We start from the raw sequence: 22,915 nt of genomic DNA, 5'->3' as shown, positions 1-22,915 counted from the left end.
GAGCGAGCAGCTCCGGGCAGGTGCAACAGCCTCCTGCCCCACCAGCCAGGCAGGAGACTCCTCGGCACTCCGGCAGGGCCACGCCAGCGCGGCGCTCCCGGGCCCCTTCCGTCACGCGGACGCGCGCAATGCTCCCGAGCCCTCGCCCAGCACGCGCTCATACAGCTCGGCGATGCGCTCGGCGGTGCGCCCGTCCCACAAGGCAGGCACGCGGCCCTTCTTGCCATTGCCATCCAGGGCGCGGTCCGCCTCCTCGCTGATGCGCACCGGATCGGTGCCGACCACGAGGTTGGTGCCCTGCTCCACGGTGATGGGACGCTCGGTGTTCTCGCGCAGCGTCAGGCACGGCACGCCCAGCGCGGTGGACTCCTCCTGCAACCCGCCCGAGTCGGTGAGGATGAGCTGGGCCTGCGAGGTGAGCGCGAGGAACTCCAGGTAGCCCATGGGCTCCACGAGGCGCAGCCCCGGAGAGCGCTCCAGCATGCCGCTCAGCCCATGGTCCGCCAGCATCTTGCGAGTGCGCGGGTGCACCGGGAAGACCACGGGCACGCGCGTGGAGACGTGCGCGAGCGAGGACAGCAGCCCGCCCAGGACCTTGGGATCATCCACGTTGGAGGCGCGGTGCAGCGTGCACACCGCATAGGCGCCCGGCGTGAGCCCCAGCTCGGAGAGCGTGGGCAGCTTTTCGGCCTGGGCCTTGGAGGCCAGCAGCGTGTCGATCATCACGTTGCCCACCAGGTGGATGCGCGCTGGGTCCACGCCCTCCTTGAGCAGGTTGGCGTCCGCGTCCGGCGACGGCGTCAGCAGCAGATCCGCGAGCCGATCGGTGACGATGCGGTTGATCTCCTCCGGCATGCGGGGATCGAAGCTGCGCAGGCCCGCCTCCACGTGGGAGATGCGGATGCCCATCTTCGACGCCACCAGGGCGCCCGCCAGGGTGCTGTTGACGTCTCCCACCACGGAGACGAGGTCCGGCTTCTCGCGAAGGAAGACCTTCTCCAGCTCGATCATGGTGCGAGCGGTCTGCTCCGCGTGGCTGCCCGAGCCGATGCCCAGGTACACATCCGGCGGGGCCATGCCCAGATCCGTGAAGAAGACGTCACTCATCTTCACGTCGTAGTGCTGGCCGGTATGGACGAGGACCTGGACGAGCCGGCCGCGCTCGGCGATGGCCTTGTGGATGGGCGCGGCCTTCATGAAGTTGGGACGCGCGCCGACGATATGGAGGACCTTCTTCATGGCCCGGGGAAGCTAGGCACTGTCCGCTGGATGGCCAGTGTCGGGCCGACGTCGATGGCGCTCCAGCGCGGGCGGGGCGTTCTGAATCTGATAGATGGGCGGGCCATGGCCTCTCCCCGGACTGTCGCCGTCATCCCTGCCCGCCATGCCAGCACCCGGTTCCCTGGCAAGCCGCTCGCCCTCATCGCTGGCACCCCCATGGTGGAGCATGTCTGGCGCCGCTGTCAGGAGGCTGGGGCCTTTGAGGAGGTGCTGGTGGCCACGGATGACGAGCGCATCCGGGACGCCGTTGCACGCTTTGGAGGCACGGCGGTGATGACGAGCCCCGCGTGCGCCACCGGGACGGACCGCGTGGCGGAGGTGGCGCGCAGCCGCACGGGCGTGGAGGTGTGGGTGAACGTCCAGGGCGACGAGCCGCTGCTGGATCCGGAAGCGCTCAGGGTGCTGGCGGGGCTGTTCGCGGATCCATCGGTGGGGATGGGGACGTTGGTGCGGCCACTCGAAGCGGTCGAGGTGCCCAACCCCAACGTGGTGAAGGCGGTGCTGGCGCAGAACGGAGACGCGCTCTACTTCAGCCGGGCCGCGCTGCCCTTCATCCGCGAAGCGGGACACGAGGAGAGCGTGCAGCGCTGGGCGCACATCGGCCTGTATGGCTACCGGCACGACACGCTGTTGAAGCTGGCCTCGCTGCCGCCCTCGCCACTGGAGGAGGCGGAGAAGCTGGAGCAGCTCCGCGCGCTGGAGCACGGCCTGCGCATCCGCTGTGGTCAGGTCCACTGGAGCACGGTGGCGGTGGATGTCCCCGGGGACGTGGCCCGGGTGGAGGCCGTCATGCGCTCGCGGGGACACCGGCCCTGAGCGTCAGGAGCGCTCCGAGTCCTGGCGAGTGCCCAGCACGAACTCGCCCACCGAGCCCTCCACGAGCGGATCCAACCCCGTGGCGCGAGCGAACAGGTCCGACGCGCCGCTGCCCAGCGCGCACGGCGCGAGCCCCATGGCGGTGGCCACCAAGTACAGCGTCTGGAAGATCACCCCCACGTGTTTGAGCATCGCCGCGTAGGCCATGGTCTCGTACTTCCAGGCCATGCGCTCGAAGCGGGCGGTCAGTACGAGCAGCACCTGGGGAAGGACGGTGCGCGCCATGCTCCCGGCGGCCAGCTTCAGCATCCGCTCCAGCTCCGGCGCCCGAGCCTCCACGCGATAGAGGGCATGCTCCTCGAGCCGATAGGAGTACAACCCCGGCTCCAGCCCCTCGCAGCGGTGGACGAGGACATACACCTCGGTCTCGTAGATGGCTCCGCCGGAAGGATACGGACGCGCCTCCTTCTGGTCGCGGTCCGCCAGGTCCGCATGTCTCAGGCCCACGGCGCGATAGAGCAGCTCACCCAGCTGCTCCCGAGTCACCGGCCGCGCGCCCTGATTGCGGACCGTGCGGCGGCGCTCCAGCACCGCCGTGAATGAGCCGTCACGCTGGCTCAGCTCGGCCAGCTCGGGCCGCCGCAGGGGGACCGGCTCTCCCGAGGGCAGCGGCTTCCTTCCGGGCTGCGGACGCCGGCCCCGGAAGCGATAGGTGGCGCCACCGTAGCCCTTCTCGTGCCGTCCCCAGCGGGTCCAGCCATGGAACAGCAGATCGTGGAACTCCCAGGTGGTGAGCGCCTCGGGCTCGATGGGGACGCCATCGGCTCCGGCCTCCACCAAAACTCCCGCCTCCAGCAGCATGCGCAGGAAAGCGGCCGCGGCCTCTCCGGGGATGCCCGGCACTGCCTCCGCCAGCTCGGCGGGACGCCTCGGCGTGGCAAGCATTCCCAGCAGCGCCGGGCCATGCCACGTCGCCATCCACACGCTCGACAACGACAGAGGCGTCTCCAACATCAGGCCCGCATCGACCCTCCGGCTGAAGGCGAAGCGGGAGAGCTGGTAACGCACATCTCCTCGCACCGAGGCCTTGGGCTCATGGGCCCCTTCCGGGGCCAGCCGGGCGAGGAGCACCTCATCGAGGTAGAGACCGCGGGCCAGCGCCCCATGCGCGCGCAGAGCGCCCACCAGGCCATGGAAGAGGGCCGCGTCCGTCAGCCCGCCACCGCCCGCGAGCTCGGCCAGCGCCTCCAAGCCCAGCCCACCCTGGGCCAGGGCCTCGAGCGCGGCGGTGACACCGGGAGAGACGGGCGGCAACTCCAATCGGACGCGCCCGGCCACCGCGCACCGGCCATCAGCGGTGCGTGCCAGGGCGACACCGGGCGCCAGGGAAAGCGTCTCACGAAGAGCCATGAATGCCTTCGGATGTGAAGAGCGGAGGCCGGCCGCTCTCCATGATGGAGATGACCGAGGCAGAGACACGCTGGGAGGGGGACCCAGCGCTGGGCCCGGAGAGCTCCCGGATGAGAGTCCTCTCAGGCGCTACATCTTCTCGGGGCTGGACCGGGGTGGGTCAGCTGGTGAAGGTGAAGTGCTCGGAGAAGTGCGAGTATGGCTTGGCGCCATCCATGCCCTTCTCGACGTCGGTGATGGCCACCTCACGCAGCTCCATGGCCGGCGCGGGGGGAATCACCATGCGCAGGGTGTCCGCCTGGGCGGACTGCTCGGCCGAGTGGCCCTCGACGATCTCCACCTTGACGCCCTCGGGGAAGGTGAACTGGTAGGACTCACGGATCGTCCCCGTGGGGTCGCGCTTCAGCGCCTCACGGAAGTCCGCGTCCTGCCACGCACGCGCGATGCACTGCGGCCAGATTTTTCCGAACTGCTGGATCGAGCTCGCTGCATTATTGGTAGTGATCACGATTTCCCTCTCTTTTGTGCTCGCGGCCGCAGGGGTTGGACTGCTCACGGCCGCCCGTTTAGTTTATCATATTGTCTAGCGGTTGACCTCAATTCCTTGCGACATCACTGACACTCATACGCGGAGCGCAACTCTTTGCGACACCCGCCTCTCCCCACCAGCAAACGGATAGTCATCGCATATGCATGTACGCGGGTCATCGCCGACCCGATGAGTCAATGGCTTGCACTCGCTAGAGTCACCGGTGACCACCATGAGCGACCCTTTCAATCGTGTGATGCAGTTCAAGGCTCACCTCCGGCTGGAGGTTCTCGACTCGGAGCGGGCCTTCCTCCTGGCAGAGCGTGAGCAATACATGTTGACAGGGCGCAGCCAGGTGCTCGTGGCGGGGATGCTCGACGGCCGCCGCTCCGTGCAGCAGCTCATCGACGCGCTCGAGGGACAGGTCTCCGCGCCCGAGGTGCTCTATGCCCTCGCGCACATGGAGAAGAAGGGCCACCTCTCCGAGTCTGGGTCGGAGCTCCCCCCCCAGAGCGCCGCCCTCTGGCAGGCCTTGGGTGTGAGCCCTGCGGAGGCCCACTCACGGCTCTCAGCCACTCCCGTGGCCGTGCATGCGCTGGAGGGTCTAGAGCCCGCGCCCCTCATCGAGGCTCTGCGCGGCGCGGGCCTCACCGTGCAGCAGGGAGCCTCGCTCCACGTGGTCCTCGTTCAGGACTACCTCACGCCGGAGCTGGAGGCGTTCAACCGCCGGGCGCTGGAGCGGCACGAGCCCTGGTTCCTCGTGAAGCCCTCGGGCGCCATGCCGTGGATGGGGCCGGTGTTCCGCCCGGATGAGGGTCCGTGCTGGGCCTGCCTCGCGCAGCGCCTGCGGTGGAACCGTCCCGTGGAGAGCTTCCTGCGCGAGCACAAGGGCCACGCGGGCCCGTTGCTTCCCCCTCGCGCGGAGGTGCCCGCGAGCCTCCAGGCGGGGATGCAGCTGGCTGCCCTGGCGCTGGCGCGGTGGATCGCCTCCGGCAAGCAGGGCTCGCTGGGCCACACCCTGCTCTCGCTGGAGCTGTCCCGCTTCCAGCTCACCGAGCACCCCGTGGTGCGGCGGCCCCAGTGCCCCGTGTGCGGCGATGGGGAGCTGCTGAGGAAGCGCGGCGAGAAGCCCGTGGTGCTGGAGTCTCGCCCCCGGGGCTTCACCGAGGACAATGGCTTCCGGACCGTGACGCCCGAGCAGACCTTCGCGCGCCTCCAGCACCAGCTCAGCCCGCTCACCGGAGCCCTCTGCACGCTGGCGCCGCTCGAGTCCCGCACCCACCCGCTGCGCCCCGTCTTCGCCTCCACCTTCTTCTGCCCGGTGCCCTCGAAGGCGCCCCACTTCACCGAGTTCCACGCCATGAGCCTCGGCAAGGGGCGCACCCCTGCCCAGTCCCGCGCCAGCGCTCTCGGCGAAGGCATCGAGCGCTGGAGCTCGCTGTTCCAGGGCGACGAGCCCCGCCTCAGCGCGCGCCTCTCGGAGCTGGGAGAGGCTGCATACCATCCACACGCGCTGCTGTTGTTCAGTGCCGCACAATACCGGGACCGCGAGGAGATCAACCGGAGGCACCAGCACGAGCGCATGGGCATCCCCCTGCCGTTCGACGAGCGCGTGGAGGTGGAGTGGACTCCGGTCTGGTCCCTCACGCACGAGCGCCGGCGGTACCTGCCCACCTCGTTCTGCTACAACCGCTACCCCGCCCCGCCCAACGCGCGCTTCAGCACCGGGGACTCCAACGGCACGGCGGCCGGCAACTGCCTGGAGGAGGCCATCCTCCAGGGCTTCCTGGAGCTGGCGGAGCGGGATGCGGTGGGCCTCTGGTGGTACAACCGCCTGCGCCGGCCGGGAGTGGACCTGAGCAGCTTCCAGGATCCCTACTTCCAGGCGCTGCAGGAGAACTACCGCTCTCAGCAGTGGCGGGTGTGGGCGTTGGATCTCACCCAGGATCTGGAGATCCCCACCTTCGTCGCGCTGGGGATGTCGAGCCGGACGGGCGCGTACTGCATTGGCTTTGGGGCCCACCTGGATGCGCGCATCGCGCTCCAGCGCTCGCTCACCGAGTTCAACCAGATCTTCGATCCGAGCGACAAGGCGAGGTCTCCCTGGGCGGAGTTCAAGATGGAGGATCCGTCCTTCCTCCACCCGGATGACACGGTGCCCCCGCGGACGCTGGCGGACTACCCCAAGCCTCCGCAGCAGGTGGACCTCCGGGACGACGTGCGCACGTGCGTGGCGAAGGCCGAGCGCGCGGGGCTGGAGACGCTGGTGTTGGATCTGACGCGGCCGGACGTGGACCTGCATGTGGTGAAGGTCACCGTGCCGGGGCTGCGCCACTTCTGGCCCCGCTTCGCGCCCGGGCGCCTCTACGACGTGCCCGTGAAGCTGGGCTGGCGCTCCAGCCCGTTGACCGAGGCGCAGCTCAACCCCGTCCCCATCCTCTTGTAGGAGCCACCCATGCGTGAAGGTCTTCGGATCCTGGATGCGGACCGCCACGTCGTCGAGCCCATCGACATGTGGAAGGAGTATCTGCCCCCTCAGTACAAGGAGGGCGCGCCCTACGAGAAGGTCATCGTGCCGGAGGAGTCCCTGGAGCAGCGCGTGGCGCGGCTGGGCGCCAAGGGGCTGCTGCCCGCCATCCCCACGCTGATGCTCGATGGGAAGCCCGCGTGGAACGGGGTGACGGAGCGCGCCATGGTGGAGGTGGCCTGGGGGCTCGCCCAGCGGACCGGGGCCTACTCTCCCGGCGTCACGCCCTCGCACCACCTGCAGGCCATGGAGGAGTCGGGGTTGGATCTCGCCTTCCTCTATCCCTCGTTCGGCCTGTTCCTGCTGCGCATTGACGGCATGGAGCCGGCTCGGGCCACGGCCTTCGCTCGGGCCTACAACGACTGGCTGCGGGACTTCTGCCGCGCCGCTCCCGAGCGCCTGCGCGGCGTGGGCGCCCTCTGTCTGCACGAGCCTCAGGCGCTGCCAGCGGAGGTGGAGCGCATCGCCAGCTTCGGGTGGAAGGCGGTGGTGGTGCCTCCCAACCCCGTGGGCGGCCGGACCCTGGCCCACCCGGACTATGAGCCCTTCTGGTCCACCTGCGAGCGCCTCTCCATCGCCGTCTCGCTCCATGAGGGCACGCACGCGCGGCTGCCCACCGCCGGCGCGGATCGCTTCAGCACCCGCTTCGCGCACAACGCGTCCTCGCACCCGCTGGAGCAGATGCTGGCGATCCTCACCCTCATCGAGGGCGGAGTGCTGGAGCGCCACCCACGCCTGCGGGTGGGCTTCTTCGAGGCCGGCTGCGGCTGGCTGCCCTTCTGGCTGTGGCGCCTGGACAACTCCTACAAGTTCATGGCGGGCGAGGTGGCGGAGAACGTGCGCATGAAGCCCTCGGAGTACTTCCGCCGCCAGTGCTTCATCGGCGTCGAGCCCGAGGAGCCCGGCATCGCGGACGTCATCCGGCACCTGGGCGCCGACAACCTCCTGTTCGGCACCGACTACCCCCATGCCGACCATGGGGATGACATCGTGGAGCACCTGATCGGCTTGCGCTCGGCGCTGCCCGAGGAGGCGATGAGGAAGATCCTCTGGGAGAACCCGGCCCGGTACTACGGGCTGAGCGGCTGACCCAGGTGCCGCGGCGCCTGGGAGCCTTGTCCGCCTGGAGTCCGCTCCGGGTCAGGCGGTCAGTTGCCCGAGCAGCTCCTTGGCCTGAACGAGGTTGGGCGTGTCAAAGCCCTCGGTGAACTCCTTCAACAGGGGCGCGAGGAGCTCCCGGGCCTCGGCCGGCCGCCCTCGCTCGCGCAGCAGCTCGCCCAACGCGATCGCGGCCCTGAGCCCCAGCATCCTCGCGCCCTGGGCCTGAGCGGTCCCGATGGCCTCCCGGAGCACGGCCTCCGCCTGGGCGTGTTCACCCCGGGCGCGAAGGCAGAGGCCCTTGAGGCGCATCAAGTCCGCCATCACGTAGAGCTCGGCGTTGGCGTGCCCCCAGGAGATGAGCTCGTCGGCCATGGCGAGCACGACATCGTGCCGGCCTGCCTCCAGCTCCACCTCCGCCAGCAGGAGCCTGTGGTACGTCTTTCCCAGCTCCAGCCCGGCGCCCTGGAGGGTGGTGTTCGCCTGGCGCAGCAGCTCCGCATCCCCCGCCGCCCAGCCTCGGAACAGCTGGCAGTACAGGGCGTGCATCGGCAGGCCGTGCCGCTTCAGGAACTCCTCACCGGCGTTGGCCACCTCGATGAGCTTCTCCCGCTCTCCACGCCACTGCATGACGTTGAGGCGATAGAGGTACCCGAGCCCGATGCTGCTCGTGTGCTTCATCTCCTGCGCCCACTCGAGCGAGCGCTTGGAGTGGGCCTCCGCCTGATCCGGGTAGCCCATCAGCCACTTCGCCCAGCTCACGAACCCCTCGCTCCAGCTCCGCGCGTCCTGCCCGTACAGGCTGGCCAGCGCCTGGTGCTTGGAGGGCTCGTACACGGAGAGCGTCCGCTCGAAGTACCCGAGCGCCTCGGCGAGCTTGCCCGACGTGAAGGCGCTGTTGCCCAGCGCGTTCTGGGCCATGATCTCCAGCTCGGTGCTGCCCGCCTGCTTCGCCATGGACACCAGGCGCTCGGCCAGCGGCCGGGCCCGGAGCTGGTTGCCTCGGGTGAGGTGGAAGAGGGTGACGCCCCACAGGGTCGGCACCGTCTGCGGGCTGTCTCCCAGGATGTCGACGAGCTGCTGGGAGCGCTCCACCAGCGCGCCGATGCTCGCGTCGGACCAGAGCTTGATGGCCATCATCGCCGGGGTGAGCACGCCATTGAGCCCCAGCTCGAGCTGGGCCCGCTCGCGCGGATCCTCCGCCACGTCCAGCCAGGACATCGCCTCGGTGATGTACGCGATGGCCTCCTGGTTGGCCGAGCGCATGAGCGCCGCCATGCCGGCCTTCTGGGCGTAGCCAATCGCCTCGCGCTTCTGGCCCGCCTGGGAGTGGTGCATGGCCAACAGGTCCGGGCGCGTCTCCACCAGCTCCGGGAAGTGTGCCTCCAGCGTGGCGGCGATGCGCGCATGCACCTGGCGGCGCACGGGCCGGAGCATGGACTCGTAGGCCGTGTCGCGGATGAGCGCGTGCTTGAAGAGATAGGTGGGGTTGCGCGCGCCTCTCCGGCGGTGCACGAGATCCGCGTCCACCAGGGCCTTGAGCTCCTGCTGGAGCACGGGCTCCTCGCGCAGGGAGATGGCCTTGAGCACCTCGTAGCTGAACTCACGCCCCAGCGCCGAGGCGAGCTGCGCCACCTCCTTGGCCGGCCCGAGCCGATCCAAGCGCGCCATCAGCGAGTCCCGCAGCGTGGTGGGGATGACAATCTGCGAGAGCGTCCACGAGCGCGAGGGCGTCTCCCCCCGCTTGGGCAGCGCCTCGGCGACGATGCGGGTCAGCTCCTCCACGAAGAGCGGCACGCCGTCCGTGCGGTTTATCAGCTGCTCCAGCACCGCTGGCGGCACGGCCCTGTGCTGGACGAGCCCGCCCACCATCTCCTCGATGCGCTTGCGGTCCAGGCGGCTGAGCTGCAGGTGGTGCGCGGTCGCCCACGACACGGTGAACTCCGGGCGCGCGGTGAGCAGCAGGCAGATGGAGGCGCTGGAGACGTCCTTCACCAAGTGGGAGAGCAGCTCCAGCGTCGTCGGGTCCGCCCACTGCAGATCCTCGACGAGCAGCAGCAGCGGCTGCTGCTGGGCCATCTCGAAGAAGAGGCCCGCCAGCGCATCGAGGGTCCGCTCCTTGGTCATCTGCGGCGAGACATCCGGCGCGGGGTAGCGGTCCGCGCTCCCCTTCACGAAGAGCAGCCCGAGGAACAGCGGCATGGCCTCCTTCAGCTCGAAGCCGTGCTGAGACAGGAGCGCCTCGAGCGCGGAGATCGTCTGCGCCGGCGTCCAGTCCCGGCTCACGCCCAGCAGCCGCTCCAGCAGATCCACCATCGGGGACAGGGCGCTGTTGCGGCCTTCCGGGACGCAGCGGACCTCGAGCACGGTGTGCGGTGTGCCTCGAACGTGGCGGATCAGCTCCTGCACCAGCCGCGACTTGCCGATGCCCGGCTCGCCCGTGAGGAGGATGCTCTGCCCCGTACCCGCGTTCACCTTCCACCAGCGCTGCTGGAGGTAGTCCAGCTCCTGCTCCCGGCCATACAGCACGCCGACCTGGGACGGAGGCATGGCCGGCCCCTTGTACTCGTGGAGCAGCCGGAACACCGGCCGGGCGGAGCCGCCGTTGCTCTCCCCCGCGGGCTCGAAGGCGAAGTGGCCACGGAGCAGCGTCGAGGTCTCCTCGCTCACGAGGATGGAGCCCGGCTCGGCCCGTGACTCCAGCCGCACCGCGCGGTTGGGCGTGGTGCCCAGCAGCGAGGGCAGGCTCCCATAGGCGCCGGCTCGGTTCCCTTGGCTGATCACCAGCCCCGTGTGGATGCCCGCCCGGAAGTCCAGGCGGCGCTTGTGCTTCTGGGCCAGCTCCGCGGCCTGCTGCTCCATGAGCGCGCTCATCTCCAGCACCGCGCGGGCCGCACGCCGGGCGTCATCCTCCTGCGCCCGGGGGTAGCCGAAGTAGAACAGCATCCACTCGCCCAGGACACTGCCCACGTGCGCGTCATACTGGCGGGCGATCTCGGCGCAGCTGGCGTGCAGCGATCTCAGCAGCCGGTCCAGATCCTCCTCGTCCATGGCATCGCCCTGCTCGGACAGGCGGAGGCTACAACAGACGGCGGTGAGCTGGCGGCGCTCGCCCTCGGCAATCCCGGGGAGCGTGTCCGGCGCCGGGAGCTGGGAAGGCGTGGGCGGCCGCGCTCCGGCCTCGTTCACCGGCCAGGCCTCGGAGGTACAGGCCTCCAGCTCGCGCATCACGTTCGGGTCGGAGATGTCCCGCAGCTCGGGGTTCTTGTTCGTCACCTTCCGCAGGAGCCGGCCGAGCCGGTGGTTCTCGAGCCACGAGGGGATGGAGATGGGCTCGGGCCCGAGCTGCTTGAAGATGATCTGCTGCAGCGTGGCCCCATCCACCGCGCGGCGCCCGGTGAGACACTCCAGGAAGATGAGCCCCCACGAGTAGAGATCCGCGAGCGCCGTCACGGGCTCGCCCCGGAGCTGCTCGGGCGCGGCGTAGGTGGGCGTGCCCAGCACCTCGCGCGTCTGGGTGATCTTCGCCAGATCCTCCTGGTTCTCCGAGGGCAGCGTGCCCAGCCCGAAGTCGAGCACCAAGGCGTTGCGCCGCACGCCCGTGGTGGTGACCATGATGTTCTGGGGCTTGAGGTCGCGGTGGATCACCCCCTTGTTGTGCGCGCAGGCCAGCGCATCCAGCACCTGGAGCATCAGCTGCGCGGCCTCCCACGGCGGCAGCGCGCCCTCGGCCGCCAGCACCTCCGTGAGGGTCCGTCCCGGCACGTACTCGAAGACGGTGTACAGCAGATCCGGCTCCGCCTTCCCCGAGTCGATCAGCCGTACAATATTGGGGTGGTAGAGCTGAGCGCACAGCTGCATCTCGCGTTGGAAGCGCGCGATGTGCGTGTCATTGGTCGTATGCAGGGTCCGCAGGACCTTGATCGCCACCTCATGGTGGGTGACGCGCTGCCGCGCCCGGTAGACCTGGCCGAACCCTCCCTCGCCCAGCTTGGAGACGACCTCGTAACGCTCCTGAAACACAGTGCCCGTGACGATGGGATCCAAGATGATGTCCTTCTGGGAACACGGTGGGTACAGCCTCACCCCTCAACCCCAGTAGATGAGAATTTCAGTCCGATGTAAAATATAGGTCATGGCTGTAATGACTTCCGTGAAAAGCTGGGTTTGCGTCCTACACGTGGAGCGGAGCCGATGATCCGCTCGGTTCGCTTCGAGAACTTCCGCTGCCTGCGGGAGCTTGAGCTGTCGTTGACGCCCCTGACGGTGTTGGTGGGGCCCAGCGGCTCGGGGAAGACCTCGGTGCTCGAGGGGATGCAATACCGGATGGCGTGTGAGCACTCGGACTACTGGCGCCTGGATGCGACGCAGCCCATCTCCCTGCAGTGGACCTTCACGGACGGCAAGCAGGTGCGCCTGTCGTTCCCCATCGTCGAGCTCGACTCGTGGTCCATGCATGGCCATGCGGTGCAAGGGTTGGCGCTGGAGCTGCGCGCGCTGCGAGAGGACAGCTCGCTGGGGCGGGCCACGACGCTGAGCCCCAACGGAGACAACCTGGCCAGCGTGTTCGCCTCGCTGGGGCCCGCGCAGCGGGAGACCGTGGTGGAACAGCTCTGCCGGCTGGTGCCGCACATCGGGGACGTAGCCGTGCACCAGACAGGGCCGCGCTCACAGCAGCTCCGCTTCCAGGATCGCTGGCAGCCGGGCCTGTGGTTCACCCCCTGGCAGGTGGCCGACAGCGCGCTGCTCCTGCTCGCCTTCCTCGTCCTTCCCCACCAGACACCGCTCCCGGACGTGCTCACCCTCGACGAGCCGGAGCGGGGATTGCCCCCCCGCATGCTGCGCGAGGTCATGAACATGCTGCGGCGGCTCACCGTCGGCACACCGCAGACGCCTCCCGTCCAGGTCCTCCTCGCCACGCACTCCTATGAGCTGCTCGAGTTCGTGCAGCCGGAGGAGGTGCGCCTGCTCTCGCGCTCGACGGAGGATGGCTCCGTGCGAGTGAACACCTCGCTCCAGGAATCGCCGGAGTGGCGTGGCCGCTCCTCCTCCGAGCCCTCGTGAGGCTTGCGTAAGCGATTCGCGGACTTAGCAGCCCACCGCTCGGAGGGCAGCACGCTCTGCCCACGAACCGCTGCGCCCCCGGCACACTCGGGTTAGGCTGCGCCGCGTGGAAAAAGCCCCCAAGTCCCCCCGTGTTGCTCCCAAGGTGACGCTGCGCCGGCTGCTCAGTCTGGCCCGGCCGGAAGTGCCCACCTTGGGTGTCGGCTCCTTCTTCCTTGTCATCGGCGCCCTCATGGGCCTGCTCTACCCCCTAGCCATGCGCCAGATCATCGACGCGGCAAGTGCCGGGAATCGGGCGTTGATCGATCAGACCGCGCTGGGGATCGGAGCCGTCGTCGCCATCCAGTCGGTGGCTATGGCGCTACGCTTTTACCTCTTCTCCACCGCGGGCGAGCGCGTGGTGACGCGGCTGCGGCAGAAGCTCTTTGCCAGCCTCATGTCGCAAGAGGTGGCCTTCTTCGACGAGCGCAAGACGGGCGAGCTCACCAACCGGCTCGCCTCGGACACCGCGGTGCTGCAGAACACCGTGAGCACCAACATCTCCATGGTGCTGCGCAACGTGGCGCAAGCCCTCGGCGGCATTGGGATGCTCTTCTACACCTCGCCCAGGCTCAGCCTGCTGATGCTGGCCGTGGTGCCGCCGGTAGCGGTGGGCGGGGTGATCTACGGGCGGCGGGTGCGCAAGCTCTCCAAGGAGGTGCAGGACGCGCTGGCGGTCTCGAACGAGGTGGCCGAGGAGAGCCTGTCCGGGGTGCGCACCGTGCGCTCCTTCGCGGCGGAGAAGAGCGAGGTGGCTCGTTACACCAGCGCGGTGGAGAAGTCCTTCCAGATCTCGCGGCGCCGGATCCGTCAGTCCTCCACCTTCATGGCCATTGCCTCCTTCGGCGGCTTCGCGGCCTCGGTGGTGGTGCTCTGGTACGGCGGCCGGCTGATGGTGAACGGCGTGCTCACCGTGGGTGGACTGGCGTCCTTCATGCTGTACTCGACGACCGTCGCGTTCGCGCTGGGCGCGCTGACGGATCTCTGGGCGGACTTCATGCGCGCCTCGGGCGCGGCCGAGCGCGTGTTCGAGCTGCTGGATCGCCCGCCTGCCATCCCTGCCTCGGGCGGCGAGCGGCTGGCCAGCACCGAGGGCCGCGTGCAGCTGCAGGAGGTGCACTTCAGCTACCCCGCGCGTGCGGACGTGCCGGTGCTCCAGGGCATTGATCTGAACATCGAGCCCGGCGAGGTGGTGGCCATCGTCGGCCCCTCCGGCGCGGGCAAGTCCACCATCGCCTCGATGCTGGGCCGGCTCTATGATCCGCAGGGCGGCCGCATCCTGCTGGACGGCAAGGACCTGAAGGCGCTGGATCCAGAGTGGCTGCGCCAGCAGATCGGCGTGGTGGCCCAGGAGCCGCTGCTGTTCTCGTCCTCCGTCGCGGACAACATCCGCTACGGCAAGGCGGGCGCCAGCGACGCGGAGGTGGAGGAGGCGGCGCGGGCCGCCAACGCGCACGACTTCATCACGCGCTTCCCGGAGAGCTACCAGACGCTGGTGGGAGAGCGCGGCGTGCAACTGTCGGGCGGCCAGAAACAGCGCGTGGCCATTGCCCGCGCGGTGCTGAAGGATCCGCGGCTGCTCATCCTCGATGAGGCCACCAGCGCGCTGGACGCCGAGAGCGAGCATCTGGTGAAGGACGCGCTGGAGCGGCTGATGAAGGGCCGCACCACGCTGATCATCGCCCACCGGCTCTCCACGGTCATGGGCGCGGACCGGGTGTTGGTGCTCGAGGGCGGAAAGATCGTCCAGAGCGGCAGCCACTCCACGCTGATGGGCCAGGACGGCCTCTACCGCCGGCTCGTCGAGCGGCAGTTCGTGGCCGCCTGAGCGACCCTTCGCCTCCTCAGGCACCCCCAGGGGAGCCCCGCGAGGGCCCCCTTCCTCACGGGACGGCCTGGACGTAGCGAGTGATGAACTCCACCCGGCGATTGGCCGCGCGGCCCTCCTCGGTGGTGTTGGGCTGAACGGGGCGCTCCTTGCCGAAGCCCTTGGGCTCCATGCGCTCGCGAGCCACCCCCTTCTGGGCGAAGTAGTCACGGACGGACTCCGCACGCCGCTGGGACAGGTCGCGGTTGTACTCGGCTGAGCCTCGGTCATCCGTGTGGCCTTCGATGGTCACCGAGAGGATCTCCGGGTGCTCGACGAGGACCTGGGCCACCTGATCCAGGAGCGGGAAGGAGCGGGGCTGGATGGTGGCCTGATCGAACTCGAAGTGGACCGTGTCCTGGATGTCGATGCGGCCCTTCTGGATGGCCACCAGTTGCTTCTCCTTGGCGGGACAGCCGTGGTTCTCGACGGGGCCTGCCACCTCTGGGCAGTTGTCGAGGTGGTCCAGCACCGAGTCGGTGTCCGTGTCCTTGGCGGGGCATCCGTGCATCTCGGGGATGCCGGCCTCGGCGGGACAGGCATCCTCCGCGTCCAGCACTCCATCAGCGTCCGAGTCCTTCGCCGGGCTGCGATCCACTCCGTCCGCGATGCCATCCGAGTCCGTGTCCTTCAGCGGGCAGCCCTGGTTGTCCATGGAGCCGGGCTCAAGTGGGCAGAGATCGTCGCGGTTCTTCACTCCATCGCCGTCATCGTCGAGGTCCGGGCAAGACTGGGGCTGGTGCCTGCCGCCCGTGACGCAAGCCGGGTGGGTGCGGCCGTAGGCCACCCCGAGCAGCAATCGGAAGTCGGGGGTGCCCGGAGCATTGCCATAGCCCAGGCCCGCCAGGCCGTACGCCTCCAGCGAGTCCCCCCATGGCAGTCGTGCACCAACCAGGGTCTCGACGGACGAGCCCTCTCGCGAGAGGGGCACCGAGGCGATGACGGCCAGCTCGCCCCGCATACCTTCACCGACGGTGGCCAGGGCGGCTCCCAAGCGCAGCGCGTGGCCGATCTCGTCGTGGATGCTCGTGTCCGGGCTGAGGATCGTGTGCGAGCGCAGCAGGACGCCCGCGTCGACCCCGGCGCGGAGGAAGCCGAAGCGGCGGCCCACCATGAGACTGGGCGTGGCACGCAGCTCCCGAGCGAGCGCCGTGCCTCGGCCCAAGGGAGGACCGGCCTGCACTCCGAGCGAGAGATCCACTGGATCCTGCTCTCGCTCGGCGAGCAGCTTCGCCCGCAAGGTGAGCAGAGGCGTGCCGAGCGCCGGGCCTCCTGCGGGTGGGGCAACGCCTTGGGCCGTGAGATCATCGCCTCGCTGGAGAAGGAGCACGGGGAGCTGCACTCCGAGCTCGACCCTGCCCCACAAGCCATAGGCAGCCGCCAGTTGGGCCGTGGCTCGGTGCCGTACCACCGCGCCCAGCCGCGCGCCGTCCTGGAAGAGAACGAGGGGATCCTTCTCATAGTAGGTGGTGAGGGAGAGACGATAGGCGCCCGCTGGCAACAGCTCGCCGGTCCCCAGCACCAGCGAGCCCGTGCCGCTGGGGTTGAGCTTCAGGAGCTCCAGCTCGAACGAGGGCACGGGCTGGGGCTGCGCGAAGGCCTTGGCCTCGAGGAGTAACGTGGCCAGGGCCAGCACCCGCGTGCCCGTCCGCTTCCGGGCGCGCAGGGCCACGAAGAGCCCCAGCCCCAGCATCGCCAGCCAGGACGGGCCGCCCTCCGTGGATGAACAGCCACGCCCACCTCCGAGGAAGTCACGATCCGGGCTCCCAATCGGCGCAGGAGGCAGCACCGTCCAGGAGGCCGCGGCGGGGGTCGGGTCCACCTGGCCCGCACTGTCTCTCGCGCGCACTTGTAGGGTGTGCTTGCCTTCGGCGAGCTCGGTGAACTGGGTGCTGGCCGGGCACGGCGTAAAGTCGGCGCCGTCCAGGCTGCACTCGTACGTCACATTGGATTTCGTGGCGTCGAACACGAAGGTCGCGCCCGCGTCCTCGGTCTGGTCGGGAGGACTGGAGACAATGAACGTGTCGGGCGGAGCGGTTGTCAGCACGGTGATGGTCGACGAGCAGGTCGCTGTGTTGCCCGAAGCATCCGTCGCCGTGTACGTCACCGTCGTGGTGCCCAGCGGGAAGCGCGTCTGCGTGGGGCCGGAGATCCGCACCTCTGGATCACATGCATCTGTGGCCCGAGCGGCTTCGAGGGTGACAGTGGCCTCCTCGCCTTCGAAGAGTTCAACGACCGTGGGACCCGGGCAAGCGATCTCGGGAGGCTGATCATCGACCACCTCGACCGTACGGCTCGCTGCGGGTGCGGTGTTACCTGAGGGATCCGCCACGTTGTAGACGACCGTGTAGTGGCCCGGCACCCGAGGATTCACCGTATCGGTCGTGACGATGGCGGCCGAGAGATCTCCAGCGCACGTGTCGGTGGCCAGGGCGCCCGGATCCACATACGGCCCGCTGCCACACTGGAACTGCTGGTCAAGCGGGCCAAGGATGGTGATCGACGGGGCCTGCGTGTCATACACGTTGACCGTACGGTAGACCGGCGGAGCGCTCTCTCCTGTGGGGCCTGTCACGTTGTAGGCCAGCGAGTAGCTCACCGGCACTTTCGTGTTCACCGAGCCCGTCTGGGTGATGCGGTCGGTGACATCCCCGAAGCACACGTCATAAGCCGTGGCCCCTGGATCCGCATAGAAGGAACCGCACTCGAGTGATTCGGTGTCTGCGCCATTGAGTTGCAGTTCCGGCGCCGGGTCCACCACCGTGAAATGGCGTGACGCGCCGTTGAGGGCCCGGTTCCCAGCCGGATCCGTGACCGAGTAGAAGACGGTGTAGTCACCCGGCACCTTGGGCAGCGTGGCCGGCGTGGCCACGATGTTGGCCGTCAGGTCGCCGTAGCAGGCGTCCGTGGCGGTGACCCCCAGCGCAGGCTGCACGCCGCACTCGATCTCCTCAGTGGCCGGGCCCACCACCGTGAGCACCGGGGCCGTGGTGTCCCTCACCCGCACGTCACGCGACGCGTGGGCCGTGTTCCCGAAGTTATCGCGGGACCGGTACTTCACGATGTAGCTGCCCTCGGTCTTGTTATCCACGCCGTTGAACTCGACGAAGACCGAGCTGGTCACATCACCCTGGCACGCGTCACTCGCCGTGGCGCCCGGATCCACGTACGGGCTGCCGCACTCGAGCTGCATCGGGATCGGCTGGTTGAGCGAGATGACCGGCGCCTGCGTGTCCGTGACGTTCACGTTGCGCACTGCCATGTTCGTGTTCCCGCTGGCGTCCGTCGCGGAGTAGCGCACCAGGTAGAAGCCCGTGGCGTCCGTGGTGACGGAGTTGTCCGTGGTGACCGGGGCCGGACCGGAGCACACGTCCTCGGCCGTGGCGCCCAGATCCGTATACGTGCCCTTGCACTCGACGGTGACGGCAATGCCGCCGTTGACCGTGATGGCCGGGCCCACCGTGTCGGTGATCTGCACGTCGCGAGTCACCATAGGCGAGGTGTTGCCCGCCGTGTCCTGGGCCGAGTAGCTGAGCACGTAGTGGCCCGCCACCCGCGTGTTCACAGAGCCGCTGACCGACACCGGCACCGAGCCCACGCACGAGTCGTTCGCCGTGGCACCCGGGTCGGCATACGGGTTGGAGCTACACTCGAACACCTGGCTGGCCGGGCCGTTGAGCGAGATGGTGGGCGGCTGGTTGTCGTTCATCGTCACCGTGCGCGTCACCGGCGAGACCGTGGTGTTGCCGGACGGATCCGACACGCTGTAGGTGATGGTGAAGTTGGACGGCTGGTTCGGGTTGGGCGTCTGCGTGGCGACGATGCGCGACGTCAGGTTACCCGCGCAGGAGTCCGTGGCCGTGGCGCCCGGATCCGTGTAGGTGGTGCCGCACTCGTACGTGGTGCTAGCCGGGCCGAGCACGGTGAGGGTCGGCTTCTGCGTATCCTGCACGTGCACCTTGCGGCTGACGGACGGCGCGCTGTTCCCCGCCGTGTCGGCCACGTTGTAGATGAGCGTGTAGTCGTTGGGCGTGCCCGAGTTCACCGTGCCACTGGTCGTGATGGAGGCCGTCAGGTTGCCCTCGCACACGTCCTGGGCCGTGGCGCCCGGATCCGCATAGGCGGAGCCGCACTCCAGGTTCACAAGGGCCGCGCCCTTGAGCGCCAGCGTCGGCGCCACGTTGTCGTTCACGTGCACCGTGCGCACCGTGGGCGAGACAGTCTTGTTGCCCGACGGATCCGTCACGCTGTAGGTGATGGTGAACTGGCCCTGCTGGTTGGTGTTGCCCGAGCGCTGCGCCACGATGGCGGCCGTCAGATTCCCGGCGCACGCGTCAGAGGCCGTGGCGCCTGGATCCGTATAGGTGGAGCCGCACTCGAACGTCTGATCGAGCGGGCCGGTGACCGAGATGGTCGGCTTCTGCGTGTCCTTCACCTGCACCGCGCGGGTGACGGCCGCGGCAGCGTGGCCCGCCGTGTCCGACACGTTGTAGGTGAGGTTGTAGCTGCCCACCGCGGCCGCGTTCACCGAGCCAGACACCGTCACCGCGGCGTCCAGGTTGCCCGCGCACACGTCCGTCGCGGTGGCACCCGGATCCAGGTAGCTGGAGCCGCACTCCACCACCTGCGTCGCCGAGCCATTGAGGGCCAGCGTCGGCGGCAGCGTGTCGCTCACCGTCACCGTGCGGTCCACCGTCGCCGTGTGGTTGGACGGATCCGTCACGCTGTAGCGCAGCGGATAGACGGCCGGCACCTTCTCGTTGACCGTGCCCGTCTTGAGGATCTGGGCCGTCAGGTCGCCCGCGCACGCGTCATTGGCCGTGGCGCCCGGATCGCTGAACGGCGTGCCGCACTCCAGCGCGGGGCTGGGAGAGCCGTTGAGGGCAATGCTCGGCGGCAGCTCATCCACCACCGTGACGGAGCGAACGTCGGAGGAGGTGACCGAGTTGCCCGACGGATCAGCCACGCTGTACTTGATGGTGTAGCTGCCCGCAGCGCCGGAGTTGACGCTGCCCGTCTTCACGATGGCGGCCGTCAGGTCGCCCGCGCACGCGTCAGAGGCCGTGGCGCCCGGATCGGCGTACGCGCCGCTGCCGCACTGCACCGACTGGGTGAGCGGCCCCAGGACGGTGATGGACGGAGCCCGCGTGTCGGACACGTTCACCGTGCGGTGGACCGCCGGAGCAGCATTGCCCGCCGGATCCGTCACGTTGTAGGTGACCTGGTAGTTGGCCGGAGCCATGTTGTTGACCAAGCCGGTCTTCGTGATGCGGCTGGAGATGTTCCCGAAGCACGCGTCGCTGGCGGTGGCGCCCGGGTCGGTGTACGGCGAGCCGCACTCCAGCGACTGGGTGGACGGCCCCAGCAGTGCCAGCATCGGCGCCTCGTCGTCGTTCACGTGCACCGTGCGCACCGTGGGCGAGACAGTCTTGTTGCCCGACGGATCCGTCACGCTGTACTGGATGGTGAACTGGCCCGTCGAGCTGGTGTCGCCCGACTGGGTCGTCTGGATGGCGGACGTCAGGTTCCCGGCGCACGCGTCATTGGCCGTGGCGCCCGGGTCGGTGTACGTCGAGCCGCACTCGAACGTCTGGTCCGTCGCGCCCAGCACTGTGATCGTGGGCACCTGCGTGTCGCGCACCTTCACCGTGCGAGCGGTCGAGGCGATGTGGCCGCTGCCGTCATTGGCGCTGTAGGTGAGCGTGTAGTCGGCGGGGGCCTTGTTGTTCACGCCACCGGCCACCGTCACATTCAGGTTGCCGACGCACTGATCCGTCGCAGTGGCGCCCGGATCGTTGAAGGTCGAGCCGCACTCCAGCGGCAGGGTGGCCAGGCCATTGAGGGTGATGGTCGGAGGCAGCGAGTCCTCCACCGTCACCGTGCGGCTGCCGGACGAGGTGCCCACGTTGCCGGACGGGTCCGTCGCCGTGTAGCTCACCGCGTAGTTACCCGGAGCGTTCGCGTTGGGCGTGGAGGTGGCCACCGCCGGCAGCACGCCAGCGCATGCGTCGTTGGCCGTGGCGCCCTGGTCCGTGTACGAGCTACCGCACTCCACCATCTGGCTCAGCGCGCCCGAGATGGTGACGGACGGCGCCTGCGTGTCGCTCACCGTCACGGTACGCGTCACCGGAGTCGCGGCGTTGTTCTTCGCGTCCTTGACGTTGTAGGTCAGCGTCTGGGGCGTGTTCAGCAGCTTGTTGTCCAACGTGCCCGTCCTGACGATGGAGCTGGTCAGGTTGCCGTAGCACTGGTCATTGGCCGTGGCGCCCGGATCAGTGAATGTCGCGGCGCACTCCAACGGCACGTTGTCCGAGCCCACCAGCGTCAGCTTCGGCGCCAGCGAGTCCTGCACCGTGACCGAGCGGCCGGGTGAGACGCCCGCGTTGCCCGACGGGTCCGTCGCCTTGTAGTTGATGACATACGAGCCCGGCACGGCCATGTTGATCGTGCTGCTGTTGATCGACGCCACCAGCGTCCCGGCGCACAGGTCCGAGGCCGTGGCGCCCGGATCCGTATACGTGCCACCGCACTCCACCGTCTGGCTCACCGGGGAATTGAGCGTCACGGTCGGCTTGATCGTATCGCGCACAGGCACGGTGCGGGTCGCTTGCGCGGCGTGGCCCGATGTGTCCGACACGGTGTACTGGAGCGGGTAGTTACCAACCACGGCGGTGTTCACCGAGCCGCTCTTCACGATCTTGGCGGTGATGTCGCCTTCGCACTGATCGTTGGCCGTGACGCCCGTATCGGTATACCCCATCACGCCGCACTCCACCGGGCCGGCTACGGGGGCCGTGATGACGGGCGCCAGCGTGTCGGCCACGGTCACGTTGCGCGTCACCGTCGGGGACCGGTTACCGGCCGGATCCGTGGCGGAGTAGCTCAGCGTATAGGCGCTGGGCACTGCCACGTTCACTGTGCCGGTCTTCGTGACGCTGCTCTGCGGCAGCGGGCCCGAGCACATGTCGTTCGCGCTGTAGCCCGGGTCGGTGTACGTGCCGCCCTTGGTGCACTCCAGCGACTGGTTCACCGGCGCGGTGAGCGTCACCACCGGCGCCACCTTGTCCAGCACCGTCACCGTGGCCGAGCACGCATTTGAGTTGCCCTTCTGGTCCGTGCACGTCAGCGTCACCGTCGTGTTGCCGATGTTGTACGGCCCGGCCGGGCTCTGCACGCAGCCCACCAGATCGCCATCTGGATCGCTCGAGCCGCCGTTGATGTCGGCCGTCATGCCGCACTGGTTCGTCGCCGACACCGTCCTGTTCGCGCAGACCGCGACCGGCGGATGGGCCGACGGCATATGAGGGATCTTGCAGAACGAGGAGCACGCGCCGACCGGGGCGCCGACCAGGGACAGGTCACGGCCGTTGTTGACGCCATCGTCGCACTCCTCACCGAACTCCGTGTCCACATGGCCATCGCCGCACCAGTGCTGGCGGCACGACCACGAGCACGTCTCACTGGGCGGCTGTCCACCGCTGGCGGGCGCGCCGTTGATGCCGTCGCCCAGGTCGCACTCCTCACCCGAAGGAATCCAGTCGGGCGAGCCGCAGCCACCGCCGTAGGGCGCGGCGCCGCGCACCAGGACATACGGCGTGCCCACGACGGGCGTCTCGTTGCCGTAGTCGATAGTGAAATCGCTATAGACCTTCTGGCCGGGAATGGGCACCGAGGGGTCGTAGTTCTGCGCCAGCGCCACATACGAGAAGGTGCGATCCGGATAGGTGGTGAACACCGTACCCGTCGAACACCCGTCGTTCCCCACGAGCAACGCGTCCCACATGTTCCGGGAGATGACATCGTTGCTCATCTGGAAGATGTGCCCACTGTCGGCGCACGTCGACAGGCCCTGCACCTTGAAGGTGCCGAACGGCTCCAGCAGATCCACCACCTTGTCGGGCGGGGCGCTGTTGTAGGCGCAGCCCAGCGCGATGTACATGCCCGTGCGGTACTGCACGGTGTTGAGCGCGAAGTTGACGGCGCTGGTCACCAGATCAATCTGGCCGTTGGAGCTCGGGGCCGCGGCAACGATGGCCACGTCGCCGTCGACGATGGCGCCCCAGGTGGCGCGGGTGTCGATCGCCACCTGGTATGCGGCCGGGCCGGCCTCGCACGCCGCATCGCCAATGATGAGGGCCTGATAGGACATGAACTGATCGGCCGTCATGTCGTGCCACTGCGCCGGCGTCACCACTTGGGGCGTCAGCCCCCAGGCATAGACCGCCTGGGCCTCGGGGCTGTTCAGTCCGTCGGCCACGCTGCTGCCGAGGATCAGCACCTTGTT

Annotated in this window: 10 protein-coding genes; 5 read left to right on the top strand and 5 right to left on the bottom strand. The window is 68.8% G+C overall.

The window, feature by feature from the left end; translation table 11 throughout:
- Window positions 1–111: 111 nt before the first annotated feature.
- The gene (gene wecB, locus ACJ8AT_RS38810; protein WP_407743036.1) at window positions 112–1,239 is read right to left on the bottom strand and encodes a non-hydrolyzing UDP-N-acetylglucosamine 2-epimerase; all 1,128 of its coding nucleotides are present in this window, start codon (window positions 1,237–1,239) and stop codon (window positions 112–114) included.
- A 105-nt stretch (window positions 1,240–1,344) separates the two neighbouring features.
- Here wecB and kdsB point away from each other — a divergent pair, with 105 nt between their 5' ends.
- Window positions 1,345–2,097, top strand: coding sequence for a 3-deoxy-manno-octulosonate cytidylyltransferase (kdsB, locus tag ACJ8AT_RS38805; protein ID WP_407743035.1), 753 nt, complete (start codon window positions 1,345–1,347; stop codon window positions 2,095–2,097).
- 3 nt (window positions 2,098–2,100) lie between these two features.
- Here the strand turns inward: kdsB and ACJ8AT_RS38800 are convergent, their stop codons facing one another.
- Together ACJ8AT_RS38800 and ACJ8AT_RS38795 are read right to left on the bottom strand one after the other, a co-directional pair.
- Window positions 2,101–3,507, bottom strand: coding sequence for a SagB family peptide dehydrogenase (locus tag ACJ8AT_RS38800; protein ID WP_407743034.1), 1,407 nt, complete (start codon window positions 3,505–3,507; stop codon window positions 2,101–2,103).
- 160 nt (window positions 3,508–3,667) lie between these two features.
- Window positions 3,668–4,015 (bottom strand): hypothetical protein, encoded by a 348-nt coding sequence (locus ACJ8AT_RS38795; protein WP_407743033.1) that lies wholly within the window; start codon window positions 4,013–4,015, stop codon window positions 3,668–3,670.
- Between the two features lie 253 nt (window positions 4,016–4,268).
- Here ACJ8AT_RS38795 and ACJ8AT_RS38790 point away from each other — a divergent pair, with 253 nt between their 5' ends.
- Together ACJ8AT_RS38790 and ACJ8AT_RS38785 are read left to right on the top strand one after the other, a co-directional pair.
- Window positions 4,269–6,482, top strand: coding sequence for a TOMM precursor leader peptide-binding protein (locus ACJ8AT_RS38790; protein ID WP_407743032.1), 2,214 nt, complete (start codon window positions 4,269–4,271; stop codon window positions 6,480–6,482).
- A 9-nt stretch (window positions 6,483–6,491) separates the two neighbouring features.
- The gene (locus tag ACJ8AT_RS38785) at window positions 6,492–7,652 is read left to right on the top strand and encodes an amidohydrolase family protein (RefSeq protein ID WP_407743031.1); all 1,161 of its coding nucleotides are present in this window, start codon (window positions 6,492–6,494) and stop codon (window positions 7,650–7,652) included.
- 51 nt (window positions 7,653–7,703) lie between these two features.
- Here ACJ8AT_RS38785 and ACJ8AT_RS38780 read toward each other — a convergent pair whose 3' ends face one another.
- Window positions 7,704–11,708 (bottom strand): TOMM system kinase/cyclase fusion protein, encoded by a 4,005-nt coding sequence (locus ACJ8AT_RS38780; protein WP_407743030.1) that lies wholly within the window; start codon window positions 11,706–11,708, stop codon window positions 7,704–7,706.
- Between the two features lie 147 nt (window positions 11,709–11,855).
- On the opposite strand from ACJ8AT_RS38780, the gene ACJ8AT_RS38775 reads away from it, so the two are divergent.
- Both ACJ8AT_RS38775 and ACJ8AT_RS38770 read left to right on the top strand, forming a co-directional pair.
- Window positions 11,856–12,725, top strand: coding sequence for an AAA family ATPase (locus tag ACJ8AT_RS38775; RefSeq protein WP_407743029.1), 870 nt, complete (start codon window positions 11,856–11,858; stop codon window positions 12,723–12,725).
- A 106-nt stretch (window positions 12,726–12,831) separates the two neighbouring features.
- Complete coding sequence (locus ACJ8AT_RS38770) at window positions 12,832–14,592, top strand: ABC transporter ATP-binding protein (RefSeq protein ID WP_407743028.1); 1,761 nt, start codon at window positions 12,832–12,834, stop codon at window positions 14,590–14,592.
- Between the two features lie 55 nt (window positions 14,593–14,647).
- On the opposite strand, the gene ACJ8AT_RS38765 is transcribed toward ACJ8AT_RS38770, so the two are convergent.
- A complete protein-coding gene (locus ACJ8AT_RS38765) occupies window positions 14,648–22,888 on the bottom strand; it encodes an immunoglobulin-like domain-containing protein (protein WP_407743027.1) in 8,241 nt (2,746 codons plus the stop codon).
- Window positions 22,889–22,915 lie beyond the last annotated feature (27 nt).

This window comes from Hyalangium sp., assembly GCF_045802625.1.
In the GTDB taxonomy this organism is placed as follows: Bacteria; Myxococcota; Myxococcia; order Myxococcales; family Myxococcaceae; genus Hyalangium.
The sequence above is the reverse complement of the archived record's forward strand: the minus strand, read 5'-3'. Positions and strand labels throughout refer to the sequence as shown.

Excerpts from the sequence above, each read along its gene's own strand:
- wecB (WP_407743036.1), bottom strand. The coding sequence starts at position 1,239 with ATGAAGAAGGTCCTCCATATCGTCGGCGCGCGTCCCAACTTCATGAAG.
- ACJ8AT_RS38790 (WP_407743032.1), top strand. The coding sequence starts at position 4,269 with ATGAGCGACCCTTTCAATCGTGTGATGCAGTTCAAGGCTCACCTCCGG.
- kdsB (WP_407743035.1), top strand. The coding sequence starts at position 1,345 with ATGGCCTCTCCCCGGACTGTCGCCGTCATCCCTGCCCGCCATGCCAGC.
- ACJ8AT_RS38775 (WP_407743029.1), top strand. The coding sequence starts at position 11,856 with ATGATCCGCTCGGTTCGCTTCGAGAACTTCCGCTGCCTGCGGGAGCTT.
- ACJ8AT_RS38785 (WP_407743031.1), top strand. The coding sequence starts at position 6,492 with ATGCGTGAAGGTCTTCGGATCCTGGATGCGGACCGCCACGTCGTCGAG.
- ACJ8AT_RS38800 (WP_407743034.1), bottom strand. The coding sequence starts at position 3,507 with ATGGCTCTTCGTGAGACGCTTTCCCTGGCGCCCGGTGTCGCCCTGGCA.